The following is a 15,048-nucleotide window of genomic DNA, read 5'->3' as shown; positions in this document are numbered from 1 at the left end:
CCATGGAACAACGCCGCCGCGAGATGCAGTAACACCGTCAGAAACAACAGATAGGCGAGATACACATGGGCCTTGCGCAACACCGCAAACAGCGGCGCATTGGCCCCGACCAACGCCGGCAGTTGCACCGAACTGCTGAGCATCACCGGGTCACCCGCCGCTGAAATCATCGCCCAACCCAGCAGCGGCAACACCAGCATCAAGCCGTACAGCACCAGGTGGGACGCCTTGGCCGCCAGCACTTGCCACAACGGCAAGTCAGCGGGCAACGGCGGTTGACGCGTGGAAAAGCGCACCACCAAGCGCACGATCACCAGCGCCAGAATCGCAATCCCCAATGGCTTGTGCAGGTGAATCAACCACTCATGTCGCTCCGACACCGACGCTGCCAAACCCGCGCCGATAAACAGCATGGCGATGACCATCAGCGCCATCAGCCAGTGCAGCAGGCGCGCCAACGGGGCGAAAAACCGAGGTTGAGCATTCATGGTTTCGACTCCTGATGGGCACTGTGCAACGGACTGACTTCACCGGCGCGGCGCAGGTATGAACTGGCGTAGGCTGCCGAACGCGCTGCCAGCAAGGGGTCATTGGAGGCTTCGATGCCACTGGGCAAAATCAGCGGGTCATAGTTGATGTCGCGGCAATCGCCGTCCGCCTGCGGCTGGCTGCTTTGCAGCACCAGGGTGCCGGCGTTCAGCACCTTATGCTCGCCGGTCCAGGTCTTGCTCGCATCGTCCAGCGGGTCGCCGGGATTGGCCAGGGTCATGTTCAACTGCCAGCGCAATGGCCCGGTGGCCAAGCGTTGCACCAGGTCTTTTTCGAGGAAGTCAGCACCCGCCGGCGCACTCTCGCCCGCCGCGTCCTGGCTCTGCGGCACGACGCCCCAACGCACGGCCTGGCGCTTGCCATCGGCGCCCACCAGGTAAAACGCGTTAATGCCGTTATAGGTTTCGGTCGCATAGCTCGCCGATGGCTTAGCCGTCTTGACCCATGCCAGAAACGCCGCGGTCTCGGGATGAGCTGCAAAAAACGCCGGCATCGCGGCAGGGTCAGGCTTGCCAGTGGCCGGGGCAGGCGCACCGGCCTTGAGCATCTGGTAGAACGCTTCCGGCGTGCCCACCGGGAACACCGGCATGCTGTTCATCCCCGTACGCCACTGCTGGCCGTTGGCCTGGCTGAACTGCACGGCAAAACTGCGGATTGGCACACTGCTGTCCGGTGCGTAGGGGTTGCCGCTGGGCAAGGCAAACCGCCCAATCACCGGGGTCCTGGCTTCGCTGAACACCTGGGCACTGGAGTAGGCACGCGCCTCGGCGGTACTTTCGAAATACCCGGCCACGCAGACGCCCTTGGCATGGTTTCGCCGAAAGCCCGGGTGCACGCCATTATTGGTTTCCAGCGCGTTGACCAGGGTTTTCGGACGCAAGCGTTGTGGGTCGAGGCTGCCGTTGACGTAGGCAAACGCCCCCGCCACAACCGCAACCACGGCGCCGATGCCCACGAGTCGCGCGATCAGGCTCGCAGTGCTCAAGGGCGGACGGGGCGGTGATGAGTGATCTACCATGAAGGAACTCCAGGGCACGTAGCCGCAGGGAAAAAGTGCTATGAGACGAATCCAATGTAGGTTTATTCCCATACCACTGTAATTTTTTTCAAAGCAGCACCGTGACCTCACCACAGGTTGAAATCACTCAATCACCCAACTATTTCAGGAATCCCAGATCGCGCCATAGGCGGGGATGCCCCTGGCTCCCAGTTCTTGCACCACCCGCCGCGTCACCCCCTGGTTGGCGATACAAATCACCGCCTCCACCCCAAACGCCTGAACAGCGCCATAAGCCAGTTGCACAAGGTCAGGTTTGCCAAGCTCATCGGAATCCCAGATCAAGGCCTGGGGCTGGGCCTGTAGAATTTCGTCTACCAACGCATCGCCATAGGTTTTCCTGGGGCTGCGAGTCGACCAGATCAACCGCGCAGGAACCTTGCCCGCCAGCAAATGGGGCATGACCGGGCCAATACCGCTGCCAGTGGCGATGTACAGCACCGACGTGAACAGCGTTTCCACATTGGCCACGCCGGCAGTGGTAATGCCCTTGACCCACACGTGGGCAGGCAACTGTTCAATGAACTGCCCCGTCCAGTCTCCAGCACGGGAAATAATCAGGCGAAATCCAGGCTGCCCCGGAGAAGGGATATTGGCAAAGGAATGCCACTCCAACAGCGGGCTCAAGCTGATGGCCGTGGATGAACCGGTGAAAGGCGTTGTATGGGAAAACCGCGCGATCACCGCATGGGAGGAAGGACGTGCGGTATCAATCGCCACCTTGCGCAAGCGCAGCCATGGCAGGGCAATACTCACGGTCAGCACCACCAGCATCCAGAATGTGCCGCTGTGCAGCGGGTTCGCCAATGCCGATAGGGTTTGGCCCCAGAACACCAGCAACACGCCCCAGCCGGCAAATCGATGCACACGTTCAAAGCCATTGTGAAAGCGGCCACGTACCCATGGCAGAGCCATAATGATCATCATCAGCAGACCCGCCAGCAGTACTACGCTCCACCACAACGCCGTCGGGGGCACACTGCCTGGCGCACGCAAATGCATCGCCACCTGGTCCCCCACCATGGCAATCAACCATCCCGTCGCCGCCACTGCCCCACCGCTGTGCAGCCCTCCGAAGTGATAGACCTTCGCCGCCCGGCACCGGATCCACAGTGGCCACGTCACCGGCACACGGGTGGCCAGCCAGAACAGTCCATTAATCAGGTATTGCTGGCGCACCAAGGTTGCCAACGAGAGGTTGATCAACACCATCGTGGAAAGATCCGGCTCCAACCCTATGGCCCCTACATTGCACGCCAGAACCAACGCGAACAAACGGTTGTAATAGGACAGCATCGGCAACGAAGACAGGCGCCGCCACAACTTCGGCGCCGGCAACACGCGAGCCTGGTTCAATGCATCAAGCATCACCAGTCTCCTTCACCGCTTGCCGTTGCTGAGCCCACTGCAGCAACAGCGCCTTATCAATCTTGCCTCTGGCGGTCAGAGGAAACGTTTCCAACGCATAAATAGCTGACGGCACACAGTAGTAAGCCAGGCGTTGTTCACATTGATGCCGGCATGACTCCACACTCGCACTGGCCGGCGACACGAATGCCACTAGAGTACGACTGTCCAGCTTCAGCGAGACAGCACGCGCGCATCCCTCATCCGCTTCCAGCGCAGCGGACACCGCATCCAGCTCCACCCGGAAACCACGCACCTTGACTTGGTCATCCACACGTCCCAGGTGTTCAAGCTGGCCGTCCTGTGTCCAGCGCCCCAGGTCCCGCGTACGAAACATCATCGCCCCCGCCCCCAGAAACGGATCCGGCCGATAGCGTTCCGAGGTCAGCTCTTCATTACTCAGGTAACCCGCAGTCACACAAACGCCGCCAGCCCACATCTCACCCGTTTCGCCCAGCTCACAGGCTCTACCCTCTGCGTCGAGTACATAGACAGTGTTATTAGGCGTCGGCGTGCCGATGGTCAACGGCGTGCCCGGAACGTGCCGGTGCAAGGTGTTGACGATAGTGGTTTCGGTCGGCCCGCAGCCGTTATAGAACTCGCACTGGTTGGCCCAACGGTCTGCCAGCGCTTGAGGACAGGGTTCACCCGCCACCGCGACCACCTTGAGCGCGGAGCAGCGTTCAGGGTCAAGGGTGGTCAGTATCGAAGGGGTGGCGATCAAGACATCACACTGTTCGGCCGCTTGTGGGATGTCCTTGCCGCGAATCAGCAACGTCGCACCATGGGCCAGGCAACCGAGAATTTCCCAGGCGGCCATGTCAAAGCCGATATTGAGAATTTGCCCCACTGTGCGGCCCGGGGCCATGCCCATGCGTCCGGGCTCTGTCAGCAGGATGTTGCACAGGTTGCGATGAGTCACGCGAACACCGTTTGGCCGTCCGGTGGTACCGGAGGTAAAGAGCACAAAACACACATCATCCGGCTGCACGACAGCAAAAACCTGAGGGTTACCCTGCGCGACCCAAGGCGCTTCGGCGAGGAAATCATCGAGGTACAGGCAACGCTTGCCTTGTGTTTCGGGTACTAGGCCCCGCAGGTGCGACAGAGTCAGAATCACCGGGCTGGTCAATGCGTCAAGGACCATCGCCAGTTGCATCGACGGTACGATCCTCGCGTCTTGAGGCACATAGGCCGCGCCAACCTTCATTACCGCGAGCAACCCTACCAGCATGGGGATAGACCGTTCCACGAACAACGGCACGGTATCACCGCGCTTCACCCCCAACTCGAGCAATCGCGTGGCCAGTCGATTGGCCTGGCGGTCAAGTTGTTCATAGCTGATTCGCTGGCCCTGGTTGACCGCCGCCGTGGCCTGAGGTGCCAGCGCCGCTTGCGCTTCGATGGCAAAGTGCACACAACCATGCCCAGGCTGGGCGAATGGACCACGCCCCCACTGCTCAAACGCATCCTGTTGCTCGCCCGCCAAATGAACGAGCGCATTGCGAGAAAAACCACGGTTGTCGATTGGTAAAAACGTCATGGGTACACCTTCATCGATTCACTGCCAGCCCACTGCTGACAGGTACGAAGGTGGATAGAGGGCAAACTTCCTGATTACAGCCTCACGAGCTAGACAGAAACAACCTACATCATCGACCGGTAATTTCTTTAGCACGCAGGCGGAATAACCTACATCGACAGGCGTCTCTCTCTGCACAACCGGCTAGACTATTGCCCCCATGCACGAACTCGACGAACCGTTACGCGAACTCATCCCCAGGCTACGGCGCTTTGCCGTGTCCCTGACCCGTAACGCCAGCAGTGCCGACGACCTGGTGCAGGCGACCCTGGAGCAGGCCATCATCCATTGGGGCGACAAACGCGTCGAAGGCGATTTGCGCGCCTGGTTGTTCTCGATCCTCTACCGCCAGTTCCTCGACGCCCACCGCCGCACCCGGCGTTATGCGCGCATGCTGGAATTCTTTACCGGTCGCGATGACGCGCAGCCGTCAGTGGAACGCACGGTGATCGCCCAATCGACCCTGCACGCCTTCGATCAGCTCAACACCGAACAGCGCGCACTGCTGCTGTGGGTGTCGGTCGAAGGCTTGAGCTACAAGGAGGTCGCCGAGATTCTGGAAGTGCCCATCGGCACCGTGATGTCGCGCCTGTCCCGGGCGCGCCAAGCCCTGCGTCAACTCAGTGATGGCGAAATCGCCAGCCCTTCCCTGCGGATACTCAAATGATCAGCCTGCCCCCCAGCGAACGCGATTTGCATGCCTACGTCGATCACCAACTGCCGGAGAGCGATCGCCGCGTGCTTGAAACCTACTTGGCGGCCCACCCGGAAGTCGCGGCCCAGGTACACGCCTGGCAGCAGGATGCGCAACTGCTGCGCGCTGCACTGGGCGGCGCCTTGCAACAGCCCGCCAATCCGACACTGGACCCGGCGCTGATTCGCCAGCGCATCAAACACACGTCACGTCGGCATTTCGCCACGGCGGCGGTGCTGCTGATCGCCGTGAGCCTCGGCGGCCTGGGCGGCTGGCACGCCCGTGAAGCCACGCAACCGCCCCTGCTGCCGATGACCGACGCGATGCAAGCGTATCGTTTGTTTGCCCAGAACGGCATCATGCCCGCCGACTACCAGGCCCAGGGCAGCGCAACGATGCAGGCCTGGCTCGACCGCTACTTCAACCAGGCCCACCGCCTGCCGGATTTGAGCGCGTCGGGCTACACGCCGGTCAGTGGACGCTTGCTCACCACCGATCAAGGCGCAGCGGCGATGGTGCTGTATGAGGATCAGCAAGGCCGGCGCATCAGTTTCTACATCCGCCCGCCCGGCCCGAACAACGGTTTCCTGCCCCGCGGCAGCCGCAGCGCCGATGGCTTGCAGGCCGAGTATTGGTCGGGCGGCGGCTACAACTATGCGATGGTCAGCCCGGTGGATCAGCCGCCCCCGGCACTGCAAACGTTCTAGAAGCCGACGTCCAGCACCACATTGTCGAGGTAGGTGCCACCCGGTGGCGTGGCCTGATCGGTGTAGATCTTCGCGTTGTAGTTGAAGATCTGGCTGCCGGTGCCCAGGCCGTTACCGGGGTTGACGTCGGCCGAACCGCTGGCCCGTCGCGCCGCGCCCACGCTGCCCCAGCGGGTGGTGCCGGCGCTGACGAAGATGTCGTAGGCCAACAGGTTGCTGCCGGAAATCATCTGCCGCCGCCCTCCCACACTCACCGGGTTCTGGCCGTCACTCAGGCCGACGGTGTAGGCACTGCCCTTGGTGCAGTTGACGCTGGCCTGGCCATTCACGGTGGCAAACCCACTGACCACCGGCGCGCTGCCAAAGCTGATGGGGGGCGTGGTGATCTGGCAGTCGTTGGTCACCAGCATGCTGACGGTCAACTGGCTGGTGCCGCTGTTCGTGTCGCGGCCCAGGCAGATGCCGATCAAATTCACCCCCGAGCAATAGTCCCAGGCCCAGAGGATACTCAGGGTTTCGGTGTACAGGCCCGCCGCCACGTTACTGCCGCCGATGCTTCTTACGTACAACGGCAGGGTTTTGGTGCCCGGCCCGAACACCAGCCCATAGGTCGCGGCAATCCCGCCATTGCCGCCAAAATCGAAGCGCGTCCCCCGTGTGATCGGGTACGTCGTGGAGTTGTTGCCATAAATCGTATAGTTGATCACATCCCCTTTGGGCCCCAGCATGCCGCCCTGCGCCGACCCCGTAATGGTTGCGTAAAAATGGTCGCCCGTGCCCAACACCGACAGCACCAACGGCGTGCAACTCAAGCCAGCGTTGCCGGTGGAGGTGGATTGGGGAGTACTGAGCACCGTCATCGAACTCACCGACCCAAAGCTGGCCGGTGACGTGGCAACGGCACTGCACGCCGCCTGTACCTGCACCGACCACCCCAGGCTCGCCACCATCAGCAGACTCCACAACCACGCCTTGCCCCGCACACGCACTCTCCTTGAATTATTGACAGACCAGCGGCCCGATCAGCGGCACCTGTTCCTCGGTGATATCCAGGTCAAACGTGGCCTGGCAGGTTTGTCCGCTGCCGACCGTGACTTGCAGGGTGTTGTGCGCCGCGAGGTTTTCCAGATAGACCAGGCCGTCCCAGCCGACCACCGCCAGCGCGCCGCTTTGTTCGTGACGCACCTGGCTGCCCAGCGGCAGATCCTCATGCTGCGCGTCCACCAACGTGATGCTCGCCGCGATCACAACACGCACCGGAAACTCCAGCAAATAGCCGCTGCCGCGACGCACAGCCACCCGTTGTTCGACGTTAGGCACCTGCACGTTGGACGGCAGGTTCAGCGGATCGATCTCATATTTGGCGCGGTAGTAGGCGCTGCTCCACGGCACCAGCAGGTGCCCGTTGCGGTCGGTTTGGCCGACCACCTGGTTCTCATAACGCACCGGCACGCCGGCAAAGCCGTCGGTACTCACCACCACAAAGGCATCGTTGACCTGGTTGGCGGCAAAGAATTGCTTGTCCATCCACACCAACGAACCGGCCGCATCTGCCCAGCGGGTTTGTGCGTCGCTGGTGCCATACACGCCGGCCTGCAATTGCACCGACTGCATGCGCCAGGTCAGGTCGGCCTGACGATAGGCCGGAGCGTCGCCGCTGGCGTAGCCCAGGTTAAAGCCCACCCCGCCCGCCGTCGGTACGGCGCGACTGTAATTGACCCGCTGTTGCACCTGGCCGGTGTTACTGCGTTCGCTGCCCAGGCTGAGGCTGCCGTAGACGTCGAACGGAATGATCAATTGCCCCTGCACCGCCCAGTTGCTGTCACCGATCTCACGGTTGGCCGACAGGTAAAAACTGGTATTGCCCCACAACGACTTGCTCCACGTCAGGTTAAGCAGCCGCGTGCGCGAGTCGTCCGCCGCCTGCACATCGAAATAACCCACGCCGAGGCTGCCGAAATCGTTGAGATTCAAGCTCAGCGTCACCTGTTCGCTGCGCTTGCTGAGGCTCGCGTAGGGCGTGTCGATCAGGGTCAGGTCGGCGTACTGGTCGCGACGTTCAACCCGCTGGTACGACAGGCTGTAGCGCTGGCTGCTGTACTGATAGCCCAGGCTCAGTTGCTGGCCCGAGCCGCCGTCGAACTGGCTTTGGCTCACGGCCGTGTTCAACACGCCAAAGTTGCCCAGCCGCAGGTTGCCACCCACGCCACCCAGGGTCAGGTCGTTGGACGCTTCGGCGTGGCCTTCCACGGTGAAGGTGTCCGACAGCCCGTAACGAAAGGTGCCGCTGGCCACGCCGGGCCCGTAGCCAAAGTCCCGTACGGTGTAGTCACGGCGCAAATTACCCGCCGACACCGAAAAGTCCGTCAGGCCTTTTTGCAACAAGGTGCTGGTGACATAGAACGGCACCGTGGTCGACACCTGCCGCCCGAGCGCATCCGTGGTGACCACCACCGCCTCGCCCGCACCGTTGATAAACGGCACATTAGTCAGCGTATAAGGCCCCGGTTGCAGGTCGGCGCTGCTGGATTTGTAGCCGTTGATAAACAGGTCCACCGACGAGGGCACCGCCGCTTCCCCGGCGAACTGCGGCAAGGGGTAGGTCACCAGGTCCGGACGCACACCGAAATCCCGCGACAACTGCACCCCGCCCAGACGCACCGAACTGCTCCAGGGCAATGCGCCGCTGATCACGTCGCCGACCTCGTAGGTCAGCAGCCGCTCATCGTCGGAGAATTGCCAGGTGGTGTCGTAGCGCCGGTAGCCGTTATTGAACGTGCTGCCTTCGGTCTCGCGGCCGAGGGTGGTGCGGTACTGGCCGGTGTTGGACAGCGTGCCCCAGGTGTCGAACAGGCGGACTTCGTTGTAGATGCCCAGGTAGGTGCCACTGTCATCGGTGTCGTTGAGGTAGGCGTCATAGTTGAGCAATGCGCCAAAGCTGGTCTGCGCCTGGGTGCGCGGGTAGTTGTTGCGGCTGCCGATCAACTGCTCCGGCAGCCAGGCCGGCGGCACGGTCAGCACCAGGCGCTGGGCCTGGCTGTCATAGTCGCTGTGCAGGCCCGGCAGTTTTTCCAGGTCGACCTCGACGGGCACTTCGCCCGGCAATTTGATGCCAATGTCCTGCAACACGCTCGCGGGCAGAAACAGGCTCCCCGCTCGCTGGCTCACGGCAACCACGCGGCCCGTATCCTGCTGGTTGACCACCAGTTCCAGGAACAACTGAGCATCAGCAATAGCCTCCAAGCTGCTGGGCGGGGGCGGCAACGGCGCAGCCGCGCCGGGTGGCGCAAACACCAGGCCAGACAGGCTTCCCGCTACCCACATCGACCGCCATAGACCACGAGCCCGATCATGGCTCACCAAGGCTTTGTGTCCATCAATGGACATCTCCATCCGTTAAACCCAAGGGCTATTCCTTGCCCTGTCGCACCGTTCTATCGGCCCGGTGCGAGGCTCTCCACTTGTGTTGCGCCGTTGATCCGCACCTGCAACGGCTGGTCGGCGGGCAAGCCGTCCGGCACTTGCCAACGCATGGTCGCGCCCGGCAACACATAACCCATCAAGCCATCCACCAACGGACGGGACTGGCCACCCTGCTTGAAACTGGCATCGGTCAGGCGCGCGTGCACCGCGCCTCTGTTGTGCATTTCCACGTAGTTGTGGCCGGCGACGCTGACCTTCTTCCAGCTCAGGTCGGGCTGACCGGCGGTCTTGGGATCACGGTCACGGGTGCCGTCGACCTTGTTCCACAGGCCCGGGCCATAGGCAAACAGTGGCACCGAGTAGCGCATCTGGAAGCGCACCGCCGCCGCGGTCTTGCCGTCTGCCGCAGCGGCCACGGGCGCCGCCGAGGGGATCTCATCGATGATGATGCGGTAGGCCATTTCCTGGCCGGGTGGCACCTCCTTGGTGCGGGTCAGGCGTACCAACTGCTTCTGCCCCGGCTCGATCTTCGCCACCGGCGGACTGCCGATCACATCGCGCTGGCTTTGGTATTGCTCGTCGAACCCGCTCTGGCTCCAGGCGAATACCCGGATTTGCAGGTTGGCGGTCTCGGTGCCGCGATTCTCCAGCCATAACGCACTGGCCTGCTGATCGGCCTCCAGTACTGGGTCGATCGGCCAGATCAGCACTGAACTGGCCGCCTGGGCCTGACCTGCGGCCAATCCCAACACACCCAAAACACTCGCTGCCCACCACCGCCGGGAAGCTGCAAACATAGATCCCACTCCTTATGCCAATCGCCTTACCACGTCAGCTGCACCTGCAGCGTGTCGCTGTATGTCCCCCCAGGCGTGTTACCTGGTAACTGCACCCGGCCGTAAATCGGCAAGGTAATGTTGTTGGCGTTGCTATACGCCACGCTGACGCTTTGGCTGATGCCAAGGCTCTGACTGAACGCCGCATCGCGAAACAATTGGTACGCCACCTTGGCTGTGCCGCTGTTGAGCTGCATGCGCCGCCCGCCGCTGTTATACAAGCCGCCATCGACCGTCATGCTCAACGCCACCCCTGGCGTGCATTGCAGGACCACCGAGCTGGTCAGCGCCACCGAGGCGGTGCTGGTGGACAACGCCGAATAACTGCCAAACGCCAGATTGCCGTAGTTGGTGCCGCCGCTGGCCACAAGGCATCCCGGTGTGATCGTCGCGCTGACCTGAAACGATTGGCTGGTCACGGCCAACAACGACACCGGCAGCCCCCAGCCGATGCACACTGCCAGCGCGGTCCATCCCGTGCGGTTCATGCTCGTTAGAACGTCAGCGTGACGTTGACCGTGTCGGTGTAAGTGCCCGCCGGCAGCCCCGCCTTACCGTTGGCCTTGCCGTAGATATTCACTGCCTGGGCCACACCGGTACTGGGCGCCAGGTTGATAACGCCGCCAATCGCCAGCAGAGTGGAATGGCCGGAGTCGGTATACAGGTCGTAAGGCACGTAGTTGGCCACGCCGTCATACAGCGCACGCCCGCCCCCGGTGGATTTGCCGTCATTGGCGCCGGCCGCGACCGTCAGCGTCGGCGTGGTTCCCGCCGAGCACAGAATGGACAAGGCCCCACCGCCACCGCCCAGCACCTGGCCATCGGCTTCGGTAAACAGGCTATTGGCGGTGCCGAAGTTCAACGCACCGAAGCTCATCCCACCGGTCGCCGCTGCGCCGTTGACCAGGCAACTGCTGGTCAACACCAACGTGGCCGTCACGGTACCGGCCACCGTGGCCGCCTGGGAGCCCGACACCCACGCCAGCGCCAATAGTGGAAAAACTGCCTTGGAGACACGTGCATGCATGATATTCATCCTCATGGTTTACCAATCCAGAGTCACCGTCAGGGTGTCTGTGTAGATGCCGGCCGGTAGGGCCCTGGTATTCGCCACCACCGAGCCGAATACCGGAATCGGTACCTGCGCGCCCTGGGTCACGACGAAATTGCGTTGCTGGCCGATGCTGTAGGTGTTGCGACCCAGCGGATCAGCCGACAAACGATAGGGAATGGTCTGACGCCCGTTGCTCAGGCGCCGCGTGGTGCCGTCGCCATTGACGCCACCGTCGATGGTCACGGTGAAACTGCTGACCAACGACGGGTTGCAGGACACCGCCAGCGGTGCCTTGTCACCGTCGGTCACACCGCTGGACAGGCGGTTGTCCCAGGTCGGGCCATGGCTGCCAAAATCCAGCAGGGCCGAGCCGCTGTCCGGGGTTACCGGGGCGATGTCGGCGCCTTTGCTCACTTCGCAACTGGCGGTGATGACCAGCCGTGCATGGATCTGCCCGTTGACCGCCGCCTGGGCGTCATCGGCCAGCAGCAACAGGCCCCCCATGGCCACCAGGGTCAAGCCGCGACTTACCATGTGACCGTGACCTTGAGCAGGTCGGAATAGCGACCGACAGCGGGGATGTTCTTGAGCGGTTCGATGCGGCCATACAGTGGCAGATCAACAGTACCGGAATCCGGCACGCGCCCGCTGAGCGGCACATCCACCGCCAATGGAATGCGCCGAGCGGCGTCGGCATAGATGCGATAAGGAATGGGTTGGGTCGAAGAGGCGGCGCTGAGGTAACGCACTTCGCCGGTGCCGCCATGCAAGCCGCCATCGACGCGCATCTGGTACGGCGTGTCGGGGTTGCATTCCAGGCGCGGCTGACGCTGGCTGATCAACGCCGCACTGAGGGGCCCGGCCGGGTCATCCAGACGCGGGCCGCTGCCGAAATCCAATACGCCAAGTTGCTCGATGCCCGCCTCGCGAGTGGTGCCCACCAACTGGCAACCTCGCTGCACGTCGATACGCACTTCCACTTGAAGCTGCGCACCGTAAACCGTGTCGCAAAACATCGCGCCCATGACGGCCAATACTGCTGGTCCCTTCACTACCCCAAATCCTTGTACAGGAGTGACTGCTGTGTATGAGGTTAGTCAGTCAGCGGGAAACCGCCAGTGAATCGCGGACGCCGGACACGTCATGCCTTTTTGAGATACCTGGCGCTGCGCTTCTCTATTGGTCAAATGGCGGAGCGAGCCCTAAAGTGAGCGACCACCGCACTACAGAGTGATTTGCCTTGGCCCCGCGTTCCCTGATTCGTCGTCTGCTCGGAAAAAAAACCGACACACTCGACCACTCGCCCATTGCGGCGTTCTTTCAGAACAAAGCCGCGCAACAGGGCTATACCCTCAGCGCCGGCCAAAACAACGCCATCAGCGCCCTGGCCCGCGAAACCCGGCACCTGCTCGCGGGTCAGCCCACCCGCAGCCTGTATCTGCATGGGCCGGTGGGTCGCGGCAAAAGCTGGTTGCTGGACGGTTATTTCCAGGCGCTGCCGATTGCCGAAAAGCAGCGTGTGCATTTCCATGATTTTTTCGCGCGTTTGCACCGGGGCATGTTCCAGCACCAGCGCCAGGACGATGCGCTGGCGGTGACCCTGGACGAACTGCTGGCAGGTTGCCAGGTGCTGTGTTTCGACGAGTTCCATGTGCACGATATCGGCGATGCCATGCTGATCAGCCGCTTGTTCAAGGCGCTGTTTCATCGCGGCGTATTGGTGCTGGTGACCTCCAACTACGCGCCTGAGGGGTTGCTGCCCAACCCGCTGTACCACGAACGCTTCAAGCCGGTGATCGAGCTGATCGCCGCGCGCATGGAGGTGCTGGAAGTCAGCTCGCCCCAGGACTTTCGCAGCCTGCCCCAGGCCCAGAGCACGCAACGTTTTACCCGCGGCCACTACGTGTGGCCGGGCACCCCGAGCCAGCGTGAAAGCCTTGATCTGCCGGCGGCGGATTGCCCGTCGCAGCCGTTGCCCGTCGGCAATCGGCAGTTGCAGTGCCGCCGCCAGCAGGGCCGCACCATCGCTTTCACCTTCAACGACCTGTGCGAACAGCTCACGGCGGTGATGGACTATCTGCTGCTGTGCCAGGATTTCGATCATTGGATCATCGACGGCCTGCCCCACCTGGCGGAGTGCCCGATTGCCGTGCAGCAGCGCTTTATCAATCTGGTGGACGTGCTGTATGACAAGGACAAGCACCTGATCCTGATCGGCCCCCAGCCGTTGGCCGACTCCCTGGCCGGCCAGGCCATCGACCTGGCGCGCACCGCCAGCCGCCTCGGCCAATTGCAGCAAGCCCGCCCGCAAGCCACGCCCGACCCGGTATCATGAGCACCATCGACGCCCCATTGCCCAGAGATCGCGCTGTTCATGCATACCCTCGCTCAACTCAAAGCCGGCCAGTTGGCCGGCATCACGCGCCTGGACCTGTCCTGTGGGCTGACCGAATTCCCCCGGGAAATCTTCGAACTGGCCGACTCCCTGGAAATCCTCAACCTCAGCGGCAACGCCCTGAGCAGCCTGCCCGATGACCTGCACCGCCTGCCGCACCTGCGTGTGCTGTTCTGCTCGGACAACGCGTTTACCGCGCTGCCGGAATGCCTGGGCCAATGCGCCAGGCTGAGCATGATCGGCTTCAAGGCCAACCAGATTCGCCACGTGCCCGCCGCCGCGCTGCCGCCGTTGTTGCGCTGGCTGATCCTCACCGATAACCAGATCAGCCAATTGCCCGATGAACTGGGCCAGCGGCCCCTGCTGCAAAAACTCATGCTCGCCGGTAACCACTTGGCGCAGTTGCCGCAAAGCCTGGCCAACTGCCATAACCTTGAACTGCTGCGCATCGCCTCCAACCGCTTCACTCACCTGCCGCACTGGCTGCTGACGCTGCCGAGCCTGACCTGGCTGGCCTACGCCGGTAACCCGGTGGAAATGGCCGTAGACGTGCAGGCGGACGACACCACGCCGGATATCCCATGGTCCGAGCTGGAACTGGCCGAAGTATTGGGCGAAGGCGCCTCGGGGGTGATCCGCAAAGCGCTGTGGAAAGCCACCGGGCAACCCGTCGCCGTGAAGCTCTACAAAGGCACCATCACCAGCGACGGCTCGCCGTTGCACGAGATGCAGGCGTGCATCGCTGCCGGGTTGCATCCCAACCTGATCAAGGTGCAAGGGCGTGTGGTGGGTCATCCCGATAACCAGGCCGCCCTGGTCATGGACCTGATCGACCCGAGCTATCGCAACCTCGCCGGCCTGCCGAGCCTGGCATCGTGTACCCGTGACATCTATGCGCCCGACACCCGTTTCAGCCTGGAAGTGGCATTGCGCATCGCGCGGGGTATCGCCTCGGTGGCGGCGCATCTGCACCGGCACGGCATCACCCATGGCGACCTGTATGGCCACAATATCCTGTGGAATGCAGCGGGGGATTGCTTGCTGGGGGATTTTGGCGCGGCGTCGTTCCATGCCACGGCGGACAGCGCGGAAGCCCGGGCATTGCAGCGCATTGAAGTGCGGGCGTTCGGGGTGTTGCTGGGGGAGTTGTTGGAGCGCGCGGGATCAACCGGTGAGTTGATGGAATTGCACAGCAGGTGCTGCCAGCCCGATGTGTTGGCGCGACCTGGGTTTACAGAAATCGAGGCCGTGCTCAGCTCTATCCAACACTGCTAAACCATGTGGGAGGGGCGGTGCGACGATTCGACTTGCCCCCGATGGCAGTGTGTCAGTCACTGAATATTC

Annotated in this window: 15 protein-coding genes; 4 read left to right on the top strand and 11 right to left on the bottom strand. The window is 62.5% G+C overall.

The features are described 5' to 3' along the window. From DYL61_RS29920 to DYL61_RS29905, 4 genes are all read right to left on the bottom strand, one after another. The coding region (locus DYL61_RS29920; protein WP_135311367.1) for a cytochrome b at positions 1 to 488 on the bottom strand (488 nt) is incomplete at its 3' end. Continuing rightward, positions 485 to 1,567 carry a catalase family peroxidase gene (locus DYL61_RS29915; protein WP_135311366.1) on the bottom strand — a complete coding sequence of 361 codons (1,083 nt, stop codon included), beginning with the start codon at positions 1,565 to 1,567 and terminating at the stop codon, positions 485 to 487. The genes DYL61_RS29920 and DYL61_RS29915, both read right to left, overlap by 4 nt. A gap of 144 nt (positions 1,568 to 1,711) precedes the next feature. After that, the gene (locus tag DYL61_RS29910) at positions 1,712 to 2,974 is read right to left on the bottom strand and encodes a ferredoxin reductase domain-containing protein (RefSeq protein WP_135311365.1); all 1,263 of its coding nucleotides are present in this window, start codon (positions 2,972 to 2,974) and stop codon (positions 1,712 to 1,714) included. Further along, complete coding sequence (locus DYL61_RS29905; protein ID WP_135311364.1) at positions 2,967 to 4,556, bottom strand: amino acid adenylation domain-containing protein; 1,590 nt, start codon at positions 4,554 to 4,556, stop codon at positions 2,967 to 2,969. Before DYL61_RS29905 ends, DYL61_RS29910 begins: the two co-directional genes overlap by 8 nt. 199 nt (positions 4,557 to 4,755) lie before the next feature. Between DYL61_RS29905 and DYL61_RS29900 the strand changes: the two genes are divergently transcribed. Together DYL61_RS29900 and DYL61_RS29895 are read left to right on the top strand one after the other, a co-directional pair. After that, on the top strand, positions 4,756 to 5,262 hold the full coding sequence (locus DYL61_RS29900; protein WP_135311363.1) for a sigma-70 family RNA polymerase sigma factor: 507 nt from the start codon (positions 4,756 to 4,758) through the stop codon (positions 5,260 to 5,262). After that, positions 5,259 to 5,996 (top strand): anti-sigma factor family protein, encoded by a 738-nt coding sequence (locus DYL61_RS29895; RefSeq protein ID WP_135311362.1) that lies wholly within the window; start codon positions 5,259 to 5,261, stop codon positions 5,994 to 5,996. Before DYL61_RS29900 ends, DYL61_RS29895 begins: the two co-directional genes overlap by 4 nt. On the opposite strand, the gene DYL61_RS29890 is transcribed toward DYL61_RS29895, so the two are convergent. Genes DYL61_RS29890 through DYL61_RS29860 form a run of 7 tightly spaced genes read right to left on the bottom strand, consistent with a single transcriptional unit; the run spans position 5,993 to position 12,334 of the window. Beyond that, positions 5,993 to 6,946: a Csu type fimbrial protein gene (locus tag DYL61_RS29890; protein ID WP_135311369.1), complete on the bottom strand. Its 954-nt coding sequence runs from the start codon at positions 6,944 to 6,946 to the stop codon at positions 5,993 to 5,995. The genes DYL61_RS29895 and DYL61_RS29890 overlap by 4 nt on opposite strands. A 49-nt stretch (positions 6,947 to 6,995) precedes the next feature. Further along, positions 6,996 to 9,389 (bottom strand): fimbria/pilus outer membrane usher protein, encoded by a 2,394-nt coding sequence (locus DYL61_RS29885; RefSeq protein ID WP_135311361.1) that lies wholly within the window; start codon positions 9,387 to 9,389, stop codon positions 6,996 to 6,998. 41 nt (positions 9,390 to 9,430) lie between these two features. After that, positions 9,431 to 10,216, bottom strand: coding sequence for a fimbrial biogenesis chaperone (locus DYL61_RS29880; protein WP_135311360.1), 786 nt, complete (start codon positions 10,214 to 10,216; stop codon positions 9,431 to 9,433). Between the two features lie 26 nt (positions 10,217 to 10,242). Beyond that, positions 10,243 to 10,743 (bottom strand): Csu type fimbrial protein, encoded by a 501-nt coding sequence (locus DYL61_RS29875; RefSeq protein ID WP_135311359.1) that lies wholly within the window; start codon positions 10,741 to 10,743, stop codon positions 10,243 to 10,245. Between the two features lie 5 nt (positions 10,744 to 10,748). After that, positions 10,749 to 11,282: a Csu type fimbrial protein gene (locus DYL61_RS29870; protein WP_135311358.1), complete on the bottom strand. Its 534-nt coding sequence runs from the start codon at positions 11,280 to 11,282 to the stop codon at positions 10,749 to 10,751. Positions 11,283 to 11,300: 18 nt separating this feature from the next. After that, positions 11,301 to 11,843, bottom strand: coding sequence for a spore coat protein U domain-containing protein (locus tag DYL61_RS29865; RefSeq protein WP_135311357.1), 543 nt, complete (start codon positions 11,841 to 11,843; stop codon positions 11,301 to 11,303). After that, complete coding sequence (locus DYL61_RS29860) at positions 11,837 to 12,334, bottom strand: Csu type fimbrial protein (RefSeq protein WP_476705398.1); 498 nt, start codon at positions 12,332 to 12,334, stop codon at positions 11,837 to 11,839. The genes DYL61_RS29865 and DYL61_RS29860 overlap by 7 nt, the downstream gene beginning before the upstream one ends. A gap of 215 nt (positions 12,335 to 12,549) precedes the next feature. Here DYL61_RS29860 and zapE point away from each other — a divergent pair, with 215 nt between their 5' ends. Both zapE and DYL61_RS29850 read left to right on the top strand, forming a co-directional pair. Then, complete coding sequence (gene zapE / locus DYL61_RS29855; RefSeq protein ID WP_135311356.1) at positions 12,550 to 13,644, top strand: cell division protein ZapE; 1,095 nt, start codon at positions 12,550 to 12,552, stop codon at positions 13,642 to 13,644. Between the two features lie 39 nt (positions 13,645 to 13,683). Next, positions 13,684 to 14,979, top strand: a complete 1,296-nt coding sequence (locus DYL61_RS29850; RefSeq protein ID WP_135311355.1) for a protein kinase — start codon at positions 13,684 to 13,686, stop codon at positions 14,977 to 14,979. Positions 14,980 to 15,048: the final 69 nt, after the last annotated feature.

The sequence above is a fragment of the Pseudomonas nabeulensis genome (assembly GCF_004682045.1).
Lineage (GTDB): Bacteria > Pseudomonadota > Gammaproteobacteria > Pseudomonadales > Pseudomonadaceae > Aquipseudomonas > Aquipseudomonas nabeulensis.
This window is presented reverse-complemented; position numbering and strand designations above follow the sequence as displayed.